Origin of the sequence: Acidithiobacillus sp. AC3, assembly GCF_050261095.1 — a bacterium.
In the GTDB taxonomy this organism is placed as follows: Bacteria; Pseudomonadota; Gammaproteobacteria; order Acidithiobacillales; family Acidithiobacillaceae; genus Igneacidithiobacillus; species Igneacidithiobacillus copahuensis.
The window spans coordinates 1,522,097-1,540,012 of the sequence record NZ_CP189838.1; the positions used below are offsets into that span (position 1 = coordinate 1,522,097).

Sequence of the window (17,916 nt, forward strand, 5' to 3'; positions counted from 1 at the left end):
AGATATGGCCCCTTCCCGCGTGTCCTGCGGTACATGCCTGCACTTCGTTCCCGGTCAGCCGTTGCCCGGACAATCTCTGGGCACCTGTTCACTCACCGCAACCGGATTGCCACCTTCTGGCGGGAACGGATACCGCGCTTGTTTTCCAGCGGCACCGCGCACCTGCCCAAACCACGAACCAAGGAGCAGCAACCAATGAAAACCGAACGATGGAACCCCAAGACGGCACTACGCCGCGCCGTGCCTTTCTTTCAGGCGTTGCCCCACTTGGAGCAGGCCACCCTTACCACCTGCGGGGGTGAGTTTTTACATATCGCCTTTGACCCTGACACGTCCGAACTGGTGGCGGAGGATACAGAAGGGCGGGAAGTTGGCCGCGTGCCGTTCGAGGTGACGGAATGAGCGCATCACAGAGAAACAAGGGCAGCCGGGGCGAGCGTGAATTATTCGCCCTACTGACCGAGCAGCTAGGCGTCACCGTGACGCGCAACCTATCCCAGACGCGGGGCGGGGGTGCGGATTCCCTAAACGTCGAGGGCTGGGCTATCGAAGTGAAGCGGCAGGAAGCCCTCAGTATTGCGTCATGGTGGACCCAGACCCAGCGGCAGGCCGAGCAGACGGGCCGCAAGCCTGCGCTGTTCTATCGCCAGAGCCGGAAGCCTTGGCGTGCTGTTCTGGACTTGCACCATATCGCGCCGGGGGTATTCACGGCACCGGGCAGCTTGTGCGAGTTGGCCTTGTCCGATGCCTGCACCGTCATACGGGAGTCATTGCCATGAAGCGTCGGAAGGAAGCACCAGCGATGCCACAGGGCTACATGACTGCACTCGGCAAGCTCTACGGTAAACAGCCCATTGCCGGGCCAGAAACAGCCCCAGAATCGACGCAAGCAACAGGGGTGCCACCAGTGCCCCACTTACCCAAAAGGAAACAGCATGAATAAAATAACCAGAAATAACCAACTAGGCCCCGGACCCGGTAGGCCCAAGGGTTCGCCTAACAAGCTGAACGGCAGCATGAAGGGAATGATAATGGAGGCCTTCGAGAAAGCCGGGGGTGCAGACTGGCTTGCAAGGCAGGCAGATGAAAACCCCGTGGCGTTTATGGGGTTACTCGGCAAGCTGTTGCCTGCTGACATCGCACTGTCTGCCCAAGTCGAAACTATCCCGCCACCAGAAGGGCCGTATGCGACTATCGAGGAAATCCGGGAGGAGTTGCGGCGCAAGGACTGGTGAGAGAAAGCCTGCCCTGCCATGTGCGGGGTTTTTCTTTGTCTGGCATCGGAAAGTTGCAGGCAAGTGGCAGGGTGCCACCACAAAAAAAGAAAGTCGCGGGCATAGTCGCGGGTAGCGACCACAAAAAAAGGAGTGGCCATGATGACCGCATGGTGAACGCTGATAGTCAGCACTGGCAGGCGTTACAGCCCCATGATGAGCGCATCGTGAGCGCCTGTATGAATTTTACTCACGTCCTGATGGCGCAATGTGCCGTCTATAAAAAAGGGGGGTGGCGGGTGTGGTGGCAGGGTGCAACCACAAAAAAAAGAAGTGGCCGGGCAAGTAGCCAGTGGCCGCCACAAAAAAAAGAGGTCGCGCCCTAGTCGCACCCTGCAACCATAAAAAAGGCTGGCGCTGTTACTGCGTAACGACACACTGACTAACTGCCCCGTGGGACACTGGCGGGACACTCAGGGGCGAAAAGCGGGAGTTATCCACAACACAAGGGAAAAGCAGCTAGATGGTAAGGCTCTGTTTTTATAGTCGCATTTATTGCCCGTTTATTGCAGAGTGTGCAACGTCCCTGCCCTTCTAAGCCGTAGGTTGGGGGTTCGATTCCCTCTGGGCGCGCCAATATAGACAAGGCTCTAGCGTGATCTCCGGAGCTGCTGCCTGGCGGTGGAGTGGCGCAGGCGACCATCTATCAGTGTGGAAGCACCTTTCAAAATTGGAATCGATCCCACCTCCCAGCGCGACAGCCTCTTCCACGTCCACCATTGGCGCACGCAGGCAGAGCCGACAGGGTCAGGCAGGCAGCACCGTGAACTGCCCCATCATTCCATTGTCTTCATGCTCCAGCATGTGACAGTGGTACATATAGGGGTAGGCGTCCGTTGCCGGATGATGGAAGCTCATGGCAATCTGAATCTGCTCGCCAGGTCGAATCAATAGCGTATCCTTCCAGCCGTGCTCAGAGGAGGTAGCGGGGTGACCATTACGGCCTTGAATCCAGAACGACGTCCCATGGACATGGAAGGTATGGGCCATTTCTGCCTCATTGTGCACCATCCAAACTTGGGTGCTGCCCAGAGGTATCCGCAGATTGATGCGCTGCATGTCCATGAATTGGTGGTTGATCGAGAAGACAGGCACCTTGCCGATGCCAAGCGACATGCCACCTGGGCCATCATGCGCAACATGGTGAAAAGCGGCACGGACACGACGCATATCGGCCATCATTTGTTGACCCTCGCCCATGCCCTGCAAGCTGAACTGATGTTCTGGACCATGCGTTGGCAGGTCCGGCGCCGCAAGCAGCCGGTCGGGTAATCGACCACCCTGCCCCTGCCCTCGCTCCACCCGGATTTCGACAAGGTCGAAGACACTGCGGTCGTAATGGTCGCTATCCATGGGACGGCGACTAAGACCAGGCACTACCGCAGCGGAATCGCTGCGTAACCACAATCGCTGACCTTCGTTACTGCGCAAGTCTACCAATATCTCTGCACGCTGCGCCGGTCCCAATAACAGCCGCCGCATGGTCACCGGAGATTCCAGATAACTCGCATCGGTAGCAATCTGGTAAAAATGCCGGTCATCGGAAAAGGCAAAGTTATAGATTCGACTATTGGAAGCATTGAGCAAGCGCAGACGAAGCCACTGCGCGGGGGCACGCAACACCGGCGATTCGCAGCCGTTGACGAGAAACCGGTTACCCTTCATACCCATCACGTCCATCGCCTGAGGCATATAGACCAATCGTCCTGCCGAATCAAAGAGTCGATCCTGGACGATGATCGGGATGTCGTCGACGCCCCAATGATGCGGCAGCCCCAGATTCCGATCCGTGCCGTCCTGGATCAGATACAGACCGGCAAGACCTCCGTAGACATGCGGACCGGTGCGGCCATCCGGGTGCGGATGATACCAGAGGGTGGCCTCGTCTTGCTCGATACGGTACTGATAGAATCGGGTTGCGCCCGGAGCAATCAGACTTTGCGGTCCACCATCCATGTCACCGGGCACATGGGCGCCATGCCAGTGGGTCGTCGTGCTCTGGTTGAGGGCATTGTTCACCCAGAGGCGCAAGTGCTCCCCCCTGGGGATGACGAGAGCCGGACCGAGATAGTTGCCGTTATACCCCCAAGTGGGCGTCTGGACGCCGGGCTGTAACTCGGCGCTGCCAAATCCCATCTGCAGACGATATTCGCGCACCCCATCCTTGGCCAAGGTGCCAGCATATAGCGGAGGAATCGGCAGGGGGCGAACAAACGGGGCTGCCTTCGCGGGCATGGCACCCATGTTTCCCATCCCACTCATGCCCGCCATGCCACGCATCATCGCGGATGCGGCCAACGCCCGCCCCGTCGGCACGGCAGCAAGCAAGGTCAGACCAGACCGCAAAAAATGGCGACGACTCCAGAACTCCATGATCTGTCTCCTGCAAGATAGAGCACCTTTTGTACCCCTGTAGTCCGTATAGGGTCAACGACTGTAATCTTTCTGATCAGCAAGCATCAGATCCGGAAAGCCAGGCCGCAGCCAGGTATTTTGGGCGTCCTTTCTTAGAAACCAGTGGCAGACTCCACAATCGTGCCAACGGGCACTCTGGCGTCCCTACTCTGAGAATATAAGCCGTTGATTCTCTCGCTACCCTGGTGCCATACTGAAGTCGGAAATGAGCAGGAATGTTGGGGGTCAGCCATATAGCAAATATGGCATATATCATTGTAATTTATTCACTTATTTCTGTGGGCCATTGATGCAACAAATGGAACAACTACCTGTTTTTGACTTTCTAACTCGTAGGGTGGGGGTTCGGTTCCCTCTGGGCTCGCACGGTAAAGAAACGGAGTCAATCCAAGGAGCAGATCGTGAACAGTTATACTGCGCATCCTCGACAGGGCGACAAAGCCAACTCCCCTTTCTTTGAAGAATGGCTGCCACGCCTTCTGGAAGAGCGGGACAGGCTCGGATTGACCGAGAACATCCGTCGCATCGATGCGTTGATGATGACCCTCGAGCCGGGACATTCCGCTGCATACATCCGCGAACTCTGTCTGATGACGCCCTACAACTATCTGGTCACGCTCGACACCGACCAGCATCTGACCCACATCCTGCGCATCAACATGAATTATCCCGATGTATTGGTGCGAGAGGTCAAAGACCCCGATTTGCGCGGTATCTTTCGCAGCCTGAACGAGGTGTATCCCATTGGTGCGAAGAAACCAAATTCGCGCTATATGGGAGAGATTTTTCAGGTAGAAAATCTGCATGAGGTAGTCGACATTCAGAAGAGTCGTGAAATCCGTTTTTTCAACCAGGAACAAATTCGGCAGATGGAGCTCCCGGGAAACATGGCGATTGTCAAGCCCTCGCCCTACACCCACAATATCATCGGGTATTGGGAGCGCCCGGACAACGATATTCGCGTCTACGCCCTGGGAAATTCGCGCATCGATCCGGAAATGCAGGCGGCATTTGAGCAAGCGCAAGAGCTGCGGGAACGGGTAAAAATCAGCGAACTCCTCTTGCCAATCGATCATTTGGCTACCCGCATCTATAGCCAGAATCGAGAAGTTGCCATTCTCGAGTACCTGGGATTATCCAGTTACTACTATTGGGGATCCTACGATATTCCAGATCAAAACTCATCCACCAACGTCACCAAAAGCCTGCATTATGATGACGTTCTGCATACACCAGCGAAGGTCTTCACGGCTGCCAATCATCCCTACTTTTGCAATCACCTATTGCAAACTCCCTCTCCTACGGAGTCTTTTGTGCGCAATTTTGGCCCGCGTTTGCATCATATTGCCGTGGCCGTGCGGGATGGCAAAACCCAGGGCAAGACCAACATCGATTACGTGGTATCCAGCCTGGCGGAGTGCGGGCAGGAATTCCTGCTGCAGGTGATCGGCTCCGAGCAGGAGGGTCTCAAGCAGATTTTTTCTCGTGCCTCCACGCACACCTCTCTCATCATCGAGTTTGTGCAGCGCTTTCACGGCTTCGAGGGATTTTTTACCAAGGAAAATGTCGCCGACCTCACCGCCGCAGCGGGAACGGAAGAAAGCTTGCGCAGCCTGGAATCCGAGGCCAGAAAGTAACGAGAGCTACGGCGGGGCCAATGGGCACCGCTGCGCTTATCTGCGTGCCTTCAGTCGTCAAGCCCCAAGCGGCGAGGCGCCAAAAGCCAACTGCATATCCCGCTGTCCGTCGGCAAGCACCTAAATGGTGGCTTCTGCACCATGGCACGGTAGACCACTCGGTAGACCTGGAAAACGGTCTGCCGATAATCCCGAATACCAAGAGTCACCAGTTCCTGAATAAAAACGCCCAACTGAAACCAGTCGGGCGCTGAATTTTGGTGGAGCGGAGGAGGATCGAACTCCCGACCTTCGCATTGCGAACGCGACGCTCTCCCAGCTGAGCTACCGCCCCAACGTTGAGGGCGAATGATAGCCGCTGCGCTGCGCAAATGCAACGCGATCAGTCATGTTTTCCTGCGCAACGAAGGGGACAGCGTAGGCTACCGGCTTGGCGTCACCCGGCAGACGACAGACCGTGGGATCGGGGTTCGCGGAATAAGCATGAGTCGTATACCCGTGCAGTCTCATCGGCAATGCAGCACAGGCCCGTTGCGGAGTGCGATAGACCCCTACCTGGGGCAAAGCCACATGGCCTTCTGGGGCCATTATCGTCCAACCCGGGTGAGCAGGATAACCCGGAATACGCACCTTCTCCTGCAACGCAGCCCCCAGGATGGCGCCCTCGATATCTTTATACCCATGGACCACGACATAGTCAGCCGGCGGCGCCAAAGCAATTACCCCCGCCGGTACTCCACCCCCCAGCGGTTTCCATTTCCACAGGGCCTGATAGTTGTTGGCCGCAGCCTGAACTGCGGGTTCTTGTCCCGCCCCAATGGTCGGGACAGCGATACTGCCGGTCATTGCGCGGTCAAGTGCCTCCGCGCCGTTGTAAGCGATAAGTAGATAGGCACTACTTTCTAAGGTAGAAGCGGTGTGGTAGCTCTTGACCAGCCCATTCGGGAGAATCATGAGAGCTTTTCCCCCAGGGCTGCCAATGGGTATCCAGTGCAGCCGAATGTACGGCAACACCGGTCTTAGATCGGCGTAGAGATCTCGACAAAACGGGCAGGAGACATCAATGAACACCGACGCCACCGGTTTTTCGCCGCGAGGTCCGGTGTTAACCCCGGGCAAGCGCTCCACGGCGTGCAAGAAATCCTTCGGTTGCTGTTTTACGTTGACGGATGGAAACCACCAGGTTGCACAGCCAGTCAACGACGCCAGCCAAATCGGCAAAAGCCAGCGGAAGACCCGACCTGCGGAAATGCCACGTAGCAAAAGAACCTGGCGCACAGAAACCATAGCTCTTTCCTCACGGCCCATTGGGATGGGGAAATTCCCTTTGCAGTTGTCGGGAAAGCGCCTGCAAACGCTGCAGCGCAGGTACCTCGGCCGGGCGGGTAATCTGCAACTTGGAAGGCTCAGGTACCAGCTGGGAACAATCCGCCGAAATCCATCGTCCACGCTGCGTAAAGTGCTCGTCCAACATGGGAGTCGCGGAAAAGATCAGGCTGCCAGAGCCGGTCATGGTAGCCCGATGGAGTGCACTGCGATCATCGCTGAACACCATTTCGATGTCTTGCGTTACAGCACCCTGGGGAATCCGTTGAAAACTATGGATGTGTACCGTAGTGTGGTTGCCACTATTGACGACGGAGTTATTCGTTTCCGTAATGCGTTGTTTTAGAGGAATAAAATCTGAATACTTGCCGTCATGGGCCTTCCAGCACTCTTCCTGAGTGAGCGTACTGCGCTCATTCATGGGACCATCCACCTGAGAAACAATTTCCCATAGGCCCGGAGCAATCATGCCGGAGGACAGCGTTGGCAAAGATCGCTTTGGGCGGCGGCGGATTGCGATACCCCATTTGATAGAGGGTGCGGAGCACCGCCTGCATCAAGGCCTGCGCACCGTCCCAATCGAGATGGACCTGATCGGCCACGAAATAGCCTGGATGACCGTCACTGATGTGGTCCCAATGCAGCAAGGTGATGTTCGGATACTTGGCAACAGCGCGATCGTACATACTGCGCACTTCGTTTTCCCACGGGCGCGGTACGGACGGGACAATCAACAGGATCTTGCGATTCCCCACTGTCTGCACAAAACTTTCCAGATCAGACCACTGAACATAGCCATTGCTGCCCAGCTCTACCACAACATAGGCAACCTTGGCGTAGGCTGGGTCCTGAAACATTTTCTGTAGCACCGGCTGTGCCCGGAAAAACGAGCGGCCCACCTGACCATCCAGAATCCCGTTTGGAACCATGTGAATCACGTACCCAGACCAACCCAACAGAATAGAATCGGTAATGAACAATACCTGCTTTTCGGGATAGGCCGGATTACTGCGCAGTTCTTGCCCATTATACAGAAAGCCCAGACCGGGATGAGGCTGCCACTGCATCAGATCGGCATTGCTTTCCAGGGCCTTGTTGGCCCGAGAATCTGCGTGTGCTTTAGCCTCGGCAGCCGAGAGGGTCTTGGCGCCCGTCAGTGCTTGCAGATCCCGTCCCATACTGGCTACCCGTTTTTCCAGATATTGCCGATAGAGAGCATCGTGCTGCGCTTGCGCTTGTAGACGCACCCCCTCCTGTCCCAGTCGACTGGCCTGCCACCAGCCTACACTCGCCAGCGCCAGCAAGACGAGCACCGACACGAAAGCTCCCCGGCCCACCCCATGCCGCACCTGCTTTTGAAAGGCCGCCTGCAATGGCAGTTCCAACAGCAGGTAGGACAGCACCGACAACAACAGCAGCAGAGAAAGCGAAAACAACGCCTGACTGGCAATAGAAGTCTGTGGGAAGTAGTAGTGGACCAAGGCAACGACTGGAACATTCCACAGATAGAGAGAATAGGACATCTCCCCGAGTTTACCCAAGACCAGCAGTTGCAGTCGTGGCAACCAGGCCGCGCGCGCGGCCGCCAGCAGGAAGGCCACACCAAGGGCGGTTGTGGCAAGGGAGAAATACACAAAATTCTCGTAGGGCGCCAAAACAAAGAGCGCCACCAGCAGCAGGATGGCGAGGATGCTCAAGGTATCGAAGCTGCTCCTTCCTGTCTCCCGCGGCCGGGCCCAGCCCAGTTCGGTCAATAACGCGCCGGCAAGATAGGGAAAAGCGTGGCTGGGAAGCACATAGGCGGCATTCAGACTACCCTGGCGCATCAGCCACCAGGCAGAGCCCAAACTTATACAAAAGAGCAACGTCAGAACTGTCCGGTACCACCACTTCCCTGGCAATAAGGAACGCAATAAAAAGTGCAGCAGATATAACTGACCCAATAGAGAAATGAACCACATTCCCAAAAACGGATGAGGATAACTGTACACCTGAAAATAGGGGATATGATGGAGGACCAAATAAAAGTTGTAGCCGAGAATGGCCGAGTACCAGACAGGCGCCCATCCGGTGAGCAGATGGGTCGACCAAAGCAGTACCGCCAGGATGGCGGTCACCACCAGCATAGGAACGAGAATACGGGAAAACCGCCGCGCAAAGAAATCCTTGCTACGCTGCGCCAAGGAATCCTGGCGCCCGCGGGCAAGAGATTTTTCGATCAGAAATCCTGACAATAGAAGGAAAACATCAACGCCCAGATAACCACCAGAGAACCAGGGGTAGTCAAAACTGATGGTGTCATGAATATGGAACGCGATGACCGCAAAAATGGCCAGAAATTTGAGATAATCAATATATGGCAGCACGCTTTTTTACCAGAAGAAAAAATTCAGTTATGCTTGTTGGCGATCACTTGTTGCAGGTCGGTGGCGATGGCGTGCACCATCACCTGGATCCCTATCCAGGTTGGGTGTACCCGATCCGTCCAGAAGTAGCTGGGATGGTTGCGGCTGAGCAAGTCCCAGCGCACCAGATGGACATTGGGGTGGGTAGCCGCGGTCTGGAGGTAAAGGTCCTGCACCTCGTGCTCCCATGATCGGGGCATTTCCGGCATTACGAGCAACACCTGACGGTCGCCGACCAGCTGCAAAAAGGTCTGCATATCCTGCGGCGAAACCTCGCCGTTGGTCCCCAATTCAACCACCACATAACCCACCTTGTGAGTCATCCCATTTTCCTGCAGCGTTCGCCAGATGGGTATGGCCGAGGAAAATTGTCGGCCGACCCGGCCATCGAGAAAAGCATTGGGAAATACATGCGCAAAATAGCCGGACCACCCAGTCAGGATGCTATCCCCAATGATGATCACACCAGTGGGGCCTAGGCTGGGAAAACGGATGACCGAGTGGGCGTCGAGCACATAACCAGGATTCGGGCTTTGGCGAAAATCCTTGCGGGCATCTATGATGGCCATGCGATCCAGATAGCGATCACTGGGCGAGGCCGTCGCCTTGGGCGCTGAGGTAGCGGGAAGCGTTGGCACCACGGGCTGGGGCGCAGGTGTCTGGGGAAGCGACTGCGCGCACGAGGTCACGGAAAGAATCGCAGCGCCAAGCAGCAGGCGCGCCCAGATGTAAGGTTTCATAAGATGCAATGCTCACCCCTCTCCCGCAATTCCCGGCGCGGCTCCAGAAATAGGGCGCCTCCCTTCCGGGCGGATGGTAGCAAAGGAAGGGCGAAAGTGCCTAGCGAGATGCGCCTTGCCTAGCTTACAATGAAAGCAGGCGCCCATAGCTCAATCGGATAGAGCAACGGCCTTCTAAGCCGTAGGTTGGGGGTTCGATTCCCTCTGGGCGCGCCATAAAAATCAACAAGTTAAGCAACATTCCAGACCATCAAAACCCCGTCATGGGGCACTCTTGGGACACTAAGCCGCAAACCGTGGGCACTCACCGGCACCCAATCCGCACCCTTTAGCCTTCCCTTTGGCGTCACCGAGACAACCGCCCGGCCTGTGGATAAGTGCCCCATTTTTTCCCGCGCTGCCCCATGAGTGTCCCATGCCTCATTATGGCGGAATATATTCCCTGATAATTCATTGCCTTGTGTTGCGTATGCTTTGGCTTATTAAGCCCTTGTTGCGCTTTTTTGCCGTGAATGTATAATAAAAAACAGGCCGGGGGGTGTAATCAGCACCCGCCCGACCCTACCACCGCAAAGCCTAAGCAGGAGGCCGCAATGGATACCCTCAGTTTACCGCATACAGCGCCAGCCCTCACCCCTTGGAGGGCGTAACCATGGCCGCCATCGAGAAACGCACCGCCAGCGACGGCACCACGTCCTACCGGGTGAAGGTCAGACTACGGGGGCAGCCTGTCCAGTCCGCCACGTTCGCCAGTCTGACCAAGGCCAAGCAATGGGCCACCCAGACCGAAAGCGCCATAAGGGAAGGTCGGCACTTCAAAACGTCCGAGGCCAAACGTCACACGCTGGCGGATGCCATTGAGCGTTACGAACGGGAGAAGTTGCAAGGTATGCGGGCCAAGGATGCCCGGAAACAGCACCTTGATTACTGGAAGGCCGAACTAGGCACCCTGTCGCTTGCGGACGTGACGCCAGCCGTCATCAAAGAGCGCATGACGCGCCTTGCCGATGAGCCAAGCGAGCGCACCGGGCGCAATCGGTCAGCGTCCACCCTGAACCACTACCGGCAGGCCTTGGCGTCCGTCATGACTGAGGCCGTAAAAGATTGGGAATGGCTGGAAGCATCGCCTATGGTCAAGGTCGGCAAGAAAGCAGAGCCACGGGGCCGCGTGCGCTACCTGTCAGATGATGAGCGCGAACGCCTTCTATCCGCCTGCAAAGCGTCCGCCAACGATGACTTATATCTTGCCGTGCTGCTGGCCCTGACCACTGGCGGCAGACAGGCTGAAACAATGGGCGCGACATGGGCGCAAATTGATTTGAACCGCGCCACCTTGCAGCTTGAAGAAACCAAGAACGGCAGCCGCCGCGCCTTGCACCTTACCGCACCAGTGCTGGCGCTGTTACAGGAACGGGCCAAGGTGCGCCGGATTGATTCAGTCCTGCTGTTCCCTTCCCGCGTGAATCCTAAGCAGCCCGTGGACTTGCGCCAGCCGTGGGAAAAGGCACTAAAGACGGCAGGCATTGAGGGCTTCCACTGGCACGATTTGCGGCATACTTTCGCCAGCTATGCCGCCATGAATGGGGCCAGCCTTCCAGAACTGGCGGCACTGTTGGGACATAAAACGCTGGCAATGGTGCAGAGATACGCGCATTTAAGCCCAGCCCATACCGCGTCACTGGCGGAACGGGTGGCCGCCCGTATGGTGGGCGGGGGTGCAGCATGACGCGTAAACTCACCCAAGAGCAGGCCGAAGCCTTAGCCATTGCCGAAAAATGGGATAAGGTTCTATCCGAAGAAATCGCCGCCGCCACCATCGAGCCATATTACCCCACAGAAGCCGAACGGGAACGGTTCGCCCTTGAGTTCGAGAAGGCGCATGATGATGGAGAAATACCTGACAAGGATTTTGCCCGCGCACGCATTGAAGCGGCACTTAACCGCTGGGGTGTTGAAGCATGGGAAGCGGCAGGCAGGCCCGAACCCGTGCCCGGTAACATCATGGACGGCAGGCCGCCAATAAAAAGCGTGGGCGTGGAAGTCATAGACAAGGCGTTAGCCTTAACCTGCAAGCCCGCGCATGTATTCCTGAGTACCGTTTCCTATCTGCTGAACGAGCGCGACGACGCCCTAGAGATTGCCGAGCGCCGGGCCAAGGATTGCGATAAGGCCGCCCGGCTACTCAGGGAAGCCGCCGCGTTGCTCAGGGGAGCCGATAACGAACCGCTGGCCCGTAACGTGGAAGCCTTGGCACCGTGGGCAGAGCGTGGCAAGTATGGGCGTGTGTATCCCGCCGGGCTGTCCGGGCGGTACATGCACGCAAGCCAGCACGGGGATGCGTTATCTGCTGCGTTTGCAGGGAAGCGTGGCACGCGCAGCCGTAAAGCGGCCATTGTTCGCGCCTTGGCGGGGTGTTTCACCATAGACGGGCCTTTTGTTGAAGCAGGGGGATTTACCATCATCGCCAGAATAGCCAATCTCTGCGAGCTGGGCACTACGCCTGCATTTGTCCGCTCAGTGATGGAACAGGCAAAGCGCACGGCAGAACCAAAGCCGGAGCCGCGACGGGATAGCGGCATAATCGGGCTATTGTCCAAGCCTAAAATATAATCGCCCTTTTTACCCACTAAATATTTTAGCCCCTTAAATGGGGCTTTTCCGTTTATAGGTTGCTGTTTTTTATGCTCCACACATCGCCGCAACAACGCGGCATTGTGGAGATGCAAGAAATGACGAACGCAAACGAAACCCCGCAATATGTAACCGTAAAGCAGTTCACCGAAAAGCACCCCGCTTTTACCACTGGTGGCCTACGCTCTGCCATTTTCTGGAAAGGTGACGAGCTGGAAGCAGCCGGAGCCATTGCCCGGCTGGGCCGCCGCGTCCTGATAAATGAGCCTGTATTCTTGCGATTCGTTCAGGATGGCGGATTGAAGAGCGTCCGGGGTGCAGCATGAACCGCCGCAAGCCAGCGCCGGAGCAGCCGGACCTATTGGCAGATGTTACCCGCCTCTCCCGATTCCCTCAGCACAAACAGCGCCAGCCCGTGCAATTTCAAGGAACCGACAACCCGCGTGCATTGCGTCTGCTGCGGGCACTACTGAAACAGCCTTTAACCCGTGAGTCTGCGGACACCATAACAGGCGCGAGCAATGGCCCAGAAGAAGTCCGCAAGCTGCGGGAGCAAGGGCTAGAGCTTCCCTGTTACCGATTGGGGGTTCACGACATGGACGGACTCTGGACTTACCGTGGGCTTTACGCTCTGAGCTACCGGGATAAACGGCAAGTATCTCGCGCCCTGTATTCTGGGAAGGGTGGCCCGGCAGCCACCCAAGGCGCTACAAGCAAGCAGGCAACCACCCAAGAGCAGGGGGGAAACCATGCAGAAGCATAGCACATACAAGCAGATACGCCACAACCTAGCCCGCATGTTCTGGAGCCTGCGGAAGCTGCGCCGGGCTATGGGGGTGCAACATGGCAAATAACCCCATTGCAGCCTTTCGTGAAGCCTTGGCGTCTGCTGGTGTAATCCTTCACCCGTCCGAAACAATCCGCGCTGATGGTGTCTTGCATCGCGCCAGAAGTGCCGACGATAGGCCCGGTAAAGTGTCCTGCTGGTATCGTTTGCACCTTGACGCGCCCATTGCTGGCGCTGGTGGAGACTGGCGGACGGGCATATCAACCCGCTGGTGCAGCAAGAGAGAATCGGCACTCACCGCCAAAGAACGCGCCGAACTCGCCGCCCGTATCCTGCGGGAGCGTGCCGAGGCTCAGGCCGAACAAGAAGCCCGTCACCGTGACGCGGCAGCCCGTGCCCTTCGCGTATGGAATGACTCAGCACCAGCGAAACCGAACCACCCCTATCTGCTGAAAAAAGGTATTGCGCCAGGTATTGCCCGCCAGTCCGGGCCTGCATTGGTTCTGCCTGTTCAGGACTACGCCGGGAAACTTTGGGGCTTGCAATTCATCGCACCGGACGGCAGCAAACGCTTTCTATCCGGTATGAAAAAATCAGGCTGTTTTATCCGAACCGCTGACATGCCCTCACCTGATACCCGGCTAATAATTGCCGAAGGCTGGGCAACTAGCCAAACCTTGGCGGCACTCAGTCCGGGGGCTTGCGTTATCGCTGGGCTGGATGCAGGCAATTTGCAGGCCGTGGCAACCGAAGCCCGCCGCCTGTTCCCTGCGCTGGATATGGTAATTGCTGCGGACTTGGGCGAAGTCGGTTTATCCAAAGCCAAGGCCGCTGCTATTGCAGCCCGTGCCCGTTGGATATGGCCCAGACTACCCGCTGATGCCCCTGCATGGGTAAACGATTTTAACGATTGGCACACTTGGCGGAAATCTCAGCGGCAGGGGGTGGCGTCATGAGCTGGGCTGACGAATTGCCACCGCTGGACGCATACGCTGACGACTTCGAGCAGCCAGCGCCGCACCTGTCCGTTGTGCCCGCGTCCGAGCTTGGCGCTGGCGCTGACGACTTGCCAGAGCCAGTCCCGACCTTGGACTTTCCAAGAGTCAGTATCAGCGACATTTACAGCGCACCCAGCCCGGAGCCTGCCTTTATCTGGGCCGGGCGCATACCGCGCGGGCACGTCACCCTGTTGGGTGCTCATGGTGGCGTGGGTAAAAGTATGCTTGCGCTGCAACTCGCCGTTGCCGCCTGCCTTGGCGCTGACTTTCTGGGAGCGTCCACCGAGCAGGGCCGCGTGCTTTTCTACTCTGCTGAAGATGGGGCGGCAGTGCTCCGCCATAGGCTGGGCTTCATTGCCGCGCACTTCAACGCCAGCCCCCGCATGTTGGCAGAACGCCTTGTAATTCTGGACGCCACAGACGAACCCGCCCTATATCGGGAAGCCTCCGCCTTCGGTATCAAAACAGGAGAGGGCACGCCGGGATTTTCCAGACTGGCGGAAATCATCGCGGAGGTTCAGCCCGACTTGATTATCGTGGATAACGCATCCGATGTTTTCGAGGCCAGCGAAAACGACCGGGCAGCCGTCCGGGGCTTTATGCGCTCTCTGCGCTCTCTGTTCCCAGATGAAGGCGCACCACCTGCAATGCTGTTGCTGGCGCATATCCAGAAGGCGGCAGTAGGGGCCGGACGCGGGGCCGAGTCTTACAGCGGCAGCACCGCATGGCATAACAGCGCCAGAAGTCGCCTTGCCCTCACCGCCGATAGGGACGACCCGGCACGCCTCACCCTCTCGCATGACAAGCTGAACCTTGGCCCAAGGACTGCGGAGCCGTTGCGCCTCGTGCGAACCATGACAGGCCTGCTAACCATCGACGAAAGCACCCACGACGCGGCAGGTGAACCAAACGAGCCGCCAGTGGATAGCTTGCTCAAGGTGCTGGCGGATTTTGTGGAGCGTGGGGAGCGGGTATCCACCGAAGCGAACTCACCCCGTACTAACGCATGGGCCATGCTCCGACCTGAGCCGCAATTCCCTAAGCGTGCCTTTCCGGTCGCCGGGGCCTTGTTCGCTACTATCCGCCAACTGGAACGAGACGGGCTTATCGAGCGGGAGCAATACCGGAATCAGTCACGAAAGGACCGCACCGCGTGGACTCTCTCCGCCAAGGGATGGGAGCGAATCGGCAAGACTGCGCCAAGTGCGCCAAGTGCGCCAACTCAGGAAGTAGGAACAGTAGACGCAGAAGTTAGCACGGCGCTTGCGCCAAGTGCGCCAACTTCCGGCGCTAAGGAGTGTGAGGGGGGCGGAGCGCACACACTTGGCGCAAATGAAGGCGCACCCGGCACCTGTCCACGTTGCGATGGTGAAGGCTGTTCATTCTGTCAGCCCAAGGAGGCCATCAAGTGAAAACCGAGCGCACCATGATTTTGTGGGACCACTCAGAAGCCAGGGGCGTGCATAACGTCCTCATGGTGGAACGTACAGGCGACGGGCTGAGATACCCACAGCGATATTCAGACGGGGCAGTTTTTGCCGACTGGAAGGAGCGCGGCAGCCTAGCCGTGGTTTTCGGTCAGATGTTGGCCCATGGGTTCAAGTCACCCGCCGCTATGGTGGAAGCCCTTGAGCAGTTCGCCGCCGTCGAGGACTGCGGGCCGTGGGCAACTGACCTGATAGACGGGCTTCGGGCATGGGGGCAGCCATGACAGCGCCAGACGGTCGGAGCCGTACCAATGCCACCCCAGCGGAGAAAATGCAGCACGGGGCAGATATGGCCCCTTCCCGCGTGTCCTGCGGTACATGCCTGCACTTCGTTCCCGGTCAGCCGTTGCCCGGACAATCTCTGGGCACCTGTTCACTCACCGCAACCGGATTGCCACCTTCTGGCGGGAACGGATACCGCGCTTGTTTTCCAGCGGCACCGCGCACCTGCCCAAACCACGAACCAAGGAGCAGCAACCAATGAAAACCGAACGATGGAACCCCAAGACGGCACTACGCCGCGCCGTGCCTTTCTTTCAGGCGTTGCCCCACTTGGAGCAGGCCACCCTTACCACCTGCGGGGGTGAGTTTTTACATATCGCCTTTGACCCTGACACGTCCGAACTGGTGGCGGAGGATACAGAAGGGCGGGAAGTTGGCCGCGTGCCGTTCGAGGTGACGGAATGAGCGCATCACAGAGAAACAAGGGCAGCCGGGGCGAGCGTGAATTATTCGCCCTACTGACCGAGCAGCTAGGCGTCACCGTGACGCGCAACCTATCCCAGACGCGGGGCGGGGGTGCGGATTCCCTAAACGTCGAGGGCTGGGCTATCGAAGTGAAGCGGCAGGAAGCCCTCAGTATTGCGTCATGGTGGACCCAGACCCAGCGGCAGGCCGAGCAGACGGGCCGCAAGCCTGCGCTGTTCTATCGCCAGAGCCGGAAGCCTTGGCGTGCTGTTCTGGACTTGCACCATATCGCGCCGGGGGTATTCACGGCACCGGGCAGCTTGTGCGAGTTGGCCTTGTCCGATGCCTGCACCGTCATACGGGAGTCATTGCCATGAAGCGTCGGAAGGAAGCACCAGCGATGCCACAGGGCTACATGACTGCACTCGGCAAGCTCTACGGTAAACAGCCCATTGCCGGGCCAGAAACAGCCCCAGAATCGACGCAAGCAACAGGGGTGCCACCAGTGCCCCACTTACCCAAAAGGAAACAGCATGAATAAAATAACCAGAAATAACCAACTAGGCCCCGGACCCGGTAGGCCCAAGGGTTCGCCTAACAAGCTGAACGGCAGCATGAAGGGAATGATAATGGAGGCCTTCGAGAAAGCCGGGGGTGCAGACTGGCTTGCAAGGCAGGCAGATGAAAACCCCGTGGCGTTTATGGGGTTACTCGGCAAGCTGTTGCCTGCTGACATCGCACTGTCTGCCCAAGTCGAAACTATCCCGCCACCAGAAGGGCCGTATGCGACTATCGAGGAAATCCGGGAGGAGTTGCGGCGCAAGGACTGGTGAGAGAAAGCCTGCCCTGCCATGTGCGGGGTTTTTCTTTGTCTGGCATCGGAAAGTTGCAGGCAAGTGGCAGGGTGCCACCACAAAAAAAGAAAGTCGCGGGCATAGTCGCGGGTAGCGACCACAAAAAAAGGAGTGGCCATGATGACCGCATGGTGAACGCTGATAGTCAGCACTGGCAGGCGTTACAGCCCCATGATGAGCGCATCGTGAGCGCCTGTATGAATTTTACTCACGTCCTGATGGCGCAATGTGCCGTCTATAAAAAAGGGGGGTGGCGGGTGTGGTGGCAGGGTGCAACCACAAAAAAAAGAAGTGGCCGGGCAAGTAGCCAGTGGCCGCCACAAAAAAAAGAGGTCGCGCCCTAGTCGCACCCTGCAACCATAAAAAAGGCTGGCGCTGTTACTGCGTAACGACACACTGACTAACTGCCCCGTGGGACACTGGCGGGACACTCAGGGGCGAAAAGCGGGAGTTATCCACAACACAAGGGAAAAGCAGCTAGATGGTAAGGCTCTGTTTTTATAGTCGCATTTATTGCCCGTTTATTGCAGAGTGTGCAACGTCCCTGCCCTTCTAAGCCGTAGGTTGGGGGTTCGATTCCCTCTGGGCGCGCCAATATAGACAAGGCTCTAGCGTGATCTCCGGAGCTGCTGCCTGGCGGTGGAGTGGCGCAGGCGACCATCTATCAGTGTGGAA

20 protein-coding genes and 2 tRNA genes are annotated in these 17,916 nt (G+C 57.6%); 16 read left to right on the forward strand and 6 right to left on the reverse strand.

What is annotated here, in order from left to right; genetic code table 11:
- Nucleotides 1-195 precede the first annotated feature (195 nt).
- The 4 genes from ACQAYK_RS07650 to ACQAYK_RS07665 all read left to right on the forward strand — a co-directional run bounded on the left by ACQAYK_RS07650 (nt 196) and on the right by ACQAYK_RS07665 (nt 1,600).
- A complete protein-coding gene (locus tag ACQAYK_RS07650; protein ID WP_483167393.1) occupies nt 196-402 on the forward strand; it encodes a hypothetical protein in 207 nt (68 codons plus the stop codon).
- Entirely contained in the window at nt 399-779 is a 381-nt protein-coding gene (locus tag ACQAYK_RS07655; protein WP_483167394.1) for a putative PDDEXK endonuclease, read from the forward strand. Before ACQAYK_RS07650 ends, ACQAYK_RS07655 begins: the two co-directional genes overlap by 4 nt.
- Nucleotides 780-935: 156 nt before the next feature.
- Nucleotides 936-1,235 carry a hypothetical protein gene (locus ACQAYK_RS07660; RefSeq protein ID WP_483167395.1) on the forward strand — a complete coding sequence of 100 codons (300 nt, stop codon included), beginning with the start codon at nt 936-938 and terminating at the stop codon, nt 1,233-1,235.
- Nucleotides 1,232-1,600, forward strand: a complete 369-nt coding sequence (locus ACQAYK_RS07665) for a hypothetical protein (RefSeq protein ID WP_483167396.1) — start codon at nt 1,232-1,234, stop codon at nt 1,598-1,600. The genes ACQAYK_RS07660 and ACQAYK_RS07665 overlap by 4 nt, the downstream gene beginning before the upstream one ends.
- 421 nt (nt 1,601-2,021) lie before the next feature.
- Here ACQAYK_RS07665 and ACQAYK_RS07670 read toward each other — a convergent pair whose 3' ends face one another.
- The gene (locus ACQAYK_RS07670) at nt 2,022-3,647 is read right to left on the reverse strand and encodes a multicopper oxidase family protein (protein ID WP_255789468.1); all 1,626 of its coding nucleotides are present in this window, start codon (nt 3,645-3,647) and stop codon (nt 2,022-2,024) included.
- Nucleotides 3,648-4,090: 443 nt separating this feature from the next.
- On the opposite strand from ACQAYK_RS07670, the gene ACQAYK_RS07675 reads away from it, so the two are divergent.
- On the forward strand, nt 4,091-5,326 hold the full coding sequence (locus tag ACQAYK_RS07675) for a hypothetical protein (protein ID WP_255789469.1): 1,236 nt from the start codon (nt 4,091-4,093) through the stop codon (nt 5,324-5,326).
- A gap of 258 nt (nt 5,327-5,584) precedes the next feature.
- Here ACQAYK_RS07675 and ACQAYK_RS07680 read toward each other — a convergent pair.
- From ACQAYK_RS07680 to ACQAYK_RS07700, 5 genes are all read right to left on the reverse strand, one after another.
- A tRNA-Ala gene (locus ACQAYK_RS07680) sits at nt 5,585-5,660 on the reverse strand.
- Nucleotides 5,651-6,613 (reverse strand): thioredoxin domain-containing protein, encoded by a 963-nt coding sequence (locus ACQAYK_RS07685; RefSeq protein ID WP_255789470.1) that lies wholly within the window; start codon nt 6,611-6,613, stop codon nt 5,651-5,653. The genes ACQAYK_RS07680 and ACQAYK_RS07685 overlap by 10 nt, the downstream gene beginning before the upstream one ends.
- Nucleotides 6,614-6,623: 10 nt before the next feature.
- On the reverse strand, nt 6,624-7,073 hold the full coding sequence (locus ACQAYK_RS07690) for a hypothetical protein (RefSeq protein WP_483167397.1): 450 nt from the start codon (nt 7,071-7,073) through the stop codon (nt 6,624-6,626).
- Complete coding sequence (locus ACQAYK_RS07695; protein WP_483167398.1) at nt 7,066-9,018, reverse strand: acyltransferase family protein; 1,953 nt, start codon at nt 9,016-9,018, stop codon at nt 7,066-7,068. The genes ACQAYK_RS07690 and ACQAYK_RS07695 overlap by 8 nt, the downstream gene beginning before the upstream one ends.
- Before the next feature lie 23 nt (nt 9,019-9,041).
- On the reverse strand, nt 9,042-9,797 hold the full coding sequence (locus ACQAYK_RS07700) for an SGNH/GDSL hydrolase family protein (protein ID WP_215872826.1): 756 nt from the start codon (nt 9,795-9,797) through the stop codon (nt 9,042-9,044).
- 139 nt (nt 9,798-9,936) lie between these two features.
- Between ACQAYK_RS07700 and ACQAYK_RS07705 the strand changes: the two genes are divergently transcribed.
- From ACQAYK_RS07705 to ACQAYK_RS07755, 11 genes are all read left to right on the forward strand, one after another.
- Nucleotides 9,937-10,013: transfer RNA gene (locus ACQAYK_RS07705), tRNA-Arg, on the forward strand.
- Between the two features lie 436 nt (nt 10,014-10,449).
- Nucleotides 10,450-11,523, forward strand: a complete 1,074-nt coding sequence (locus ACQAYK_RS07710) for a tyrosine-type recombinase/integrase (RefSeq protein WP_483167387.1) — start codon at nt 10,450-10,452, stop codon at nt 11,521-11,523.
- The gene (locus tag ACQAYK_RS07715; protein ID WP_483167388.1) at nt 11,520-12,407 is read left to right on the forward strand and encodes a hypothetical protein; all 888 of its coding nucleotides are present in this window, start codon (nt 11,520-11,522) and stop codon (nt 12,405-12,407) included. The genes ACQAYK_RS07710 and ACQAYK_RS07715 overlap by 4 nt, the downstream gene beginning before the upstream one ends.
- A 110-nt stretch (nt 12,408-12,517) precedes the next feature.
- On the forward strand, nt 12,518-12,754 hold the full coding sequence (locus ACQAYK_RS07720) for a hypothetical protein (RefSeq protein ID WP_483167389.1): 237 nt from the start codon (nt 12,518-12,520) through the stop codon (nt 12,752-12,754).
- A gap of 517 nt (nt 12,755-13,271) precedes the next feature.
- Nucleotides 13,272-14,171, forward strand: a complete 900-nt coding sequence (locus ACQAYK_RS07725) for a toprim domain-containing protein (protein ID WP_483167390.1) — start codon at nt 13,272-13,274, stop codon at nt 14,169-14,171.
- Nucleotides 14,168-15,625, forward strand: a complete 1,458-nt coding sequence (locus ACQAYK_RS07730; RefSeq protein ID WP_483167391.1) for an AAA family ATPase — start codon at nt 14,168-14,170, stop codon at nt 15,623-15,625. The genes ACQAYK_RS07725 and ACQAYK_RS07730 overlap by 4 nt, the downstream gene beginning before the upstream one ends.
- Nucleotides 15,622-15,924: a hypothetical protein gene (locus ACQAYK_RS07735; protein WP_483167392.1), complete on the forward strand. Its 303-nt coding sequence runs from the start codon at nt 15,622-15,624 to the stop codon at nt 15,922-15,924. Before ACQAYK_RS07730 ends, ACQAYK_RS07735 begins: the two co-directional genes overlap by 4 nt.
- A gap of 256 nt (nt 15,925-16,180) precedes the next feature.
- Complete coding sequence (locus ACQAYK_RS07740) at nt 16,181-16,387, forward strand: hypothetical protein (RefSeq protein ID WP_483167393.1); 207 nt, start codon at nt 16,181-16,183, stop codon at nt 16,385-16,387.
- Nucleotides 16,384-16,764, forward strand: a complete 381-nt coding sequence (locus tag ACQAYK_RS07745; RefSeq protein ID WP_483167394.1) for a putative PDDEXK endonuclease — start codon at nt 16,384-16,386, stop codon at nt 16,762-16,764. The genes ACQAYK_RS07740 and ACQAYK_RS07745 overlap by 4 nt, the downstream gene beginning before the upstream one ends.
- Before the next feature lie 156 nt (nt 16,765-16,920).
- Nucleotides 16,921-17,220 (forward strand): hypothetical protein, encoded by a 300-nt coding sequence (locus ACQAYK_RS07750; RefSeq protein WP_483167395.1) that lies wholly within the window; start codon nt 16,921-16,923, stop codon nt 17,218-17,220.
- Nucleotides 17,217-17,585, forward strand: coding sequence for a hypothetical protein (locus ACQAYK_RS07755; RefSeq protein ID WP_483167396.1), 369 nt, complete (start codon nt 17,217-17,219; stop codon nt 17,583-17,585). The genes ACQAYK_RS07750 and ACQAYK_RS07755 overlap by 4 nt, the downstream gene beginning before the upstream one ends.
- Nucleotides 17,586-17,916 lie beyond the last annotated feature (331 nt).

Excerpts from the sequence above, each read along its gene's own strand:
- ACQAYK_RS07685 (WP_255789470.1), bottom strand. The coding sequence starts at position 6,613 with ATGGTTTCTGTGCGCCAGGTTCTTTTGCTACGTGGCATTTCCGCAGGT.
- ACQAYK_RS07710 (WP_483167387.1), top strand. The coding sequence starts at position 10,450 with ATGGCCGCCATCGAGAAACGCACCGCCAGCGACGGCACCACGTCCTAC.
- ACQAYK_RS07690 (WP_483167397.1), bottom strand. The coding sequence starts at position 7,073 with ATGAATGAGCGCAGTACGCTCACTCAGGAAGAGTGCTGGAAGGCCCAT.
- ACQAYK_RS07720 (WP_483167389.1), top strand. The coding sequence starts at position 12,518 with ATGCAAGAAATGACGAACGCAAACGAAACCCCGCAATATGTAACCGTA.
- ACQAYK_RS07725 (WP_483167390.1), top strand. The coding sequence starts at position 13,272 with ATGGCAAATAACCCCATTGCAGCCTTTCGTGAAGCCTTGGCGTCTGCT.
- ACQAYK_RS07740 (WP_483167393.1), top strand. The coding sequence starts at position 16,181 with ATGAAAACCGAACGATGGAACCCCAAGACGGCACTACGCCGCGCCGTG.
- ACQAYK_RS07700 (WP_215872826.1), bottom strand. The coding sequence starts at position 9,797 with ATGAAACCTTACATCTGGGCGCGCCTGCTGCTTGGCGCTGCGATTCTT.
- ACQAYK_RS07745 (WP_483167394.1), top strand. The coding sequence starts at position 16,384 with ATGAGCGCATCACAGAGAAACAAGGGCAGCCGGGGCGAGCGTGAATTA.
- ACQAYK_RS07730 (WP_483167391.1), top strand. The coding sequence starts at position 14,168 with ATGAGCTGGGCTGACGAATTGCCACCGCTGGACGCATACGCTGACGAC.
- ACQAYK_RS07670 (WP_255789468.1), bottom strand. The coding sequence starts at position 3,647 with ATGGAGTTCTGGAGTCGTCGCCATTTTTTGCGGTCTGGTCTGACCTTG.
- ACQAYK_RS07715 (WP_483167388.1), top strand. The coding sequence starts at position 11,520 with ATGACGCGTAAACTCACCCAAGAGCAGGCCGAAGCCTTAGCCATTGCC.
- ACQAYK_RS07655 (WP_483167394.1), top strand. The coding sequence starts at position 399 with ATGAGCGCATCACAGAGAAACAAGGGCAGCCGGGGCGAGCGTGAATTA.
- ACQAYK_RS07660 (WP_483167395.1), top strand. The coding sequence starts at position 936 with ATGAATAAAATAACCAGAAATAACCAACTAGGCCCCGGACCCGGTAGG.
- ACQAYK_RS07650 (WP_483167393.1), top strand. The coding sequence starts at position 196 with ATGAAAACCGAACGATGGAACCCCAAGACGGCACTACGCCGCGCCGTG.
- ACQAYK_RS07750 (WP_483167395.1), top strand. The coding sequence starts at position 16,921 with ATGAATAAAATAACCAGAAATAACCAACTAGGCCCCGGACCCGGTAGG.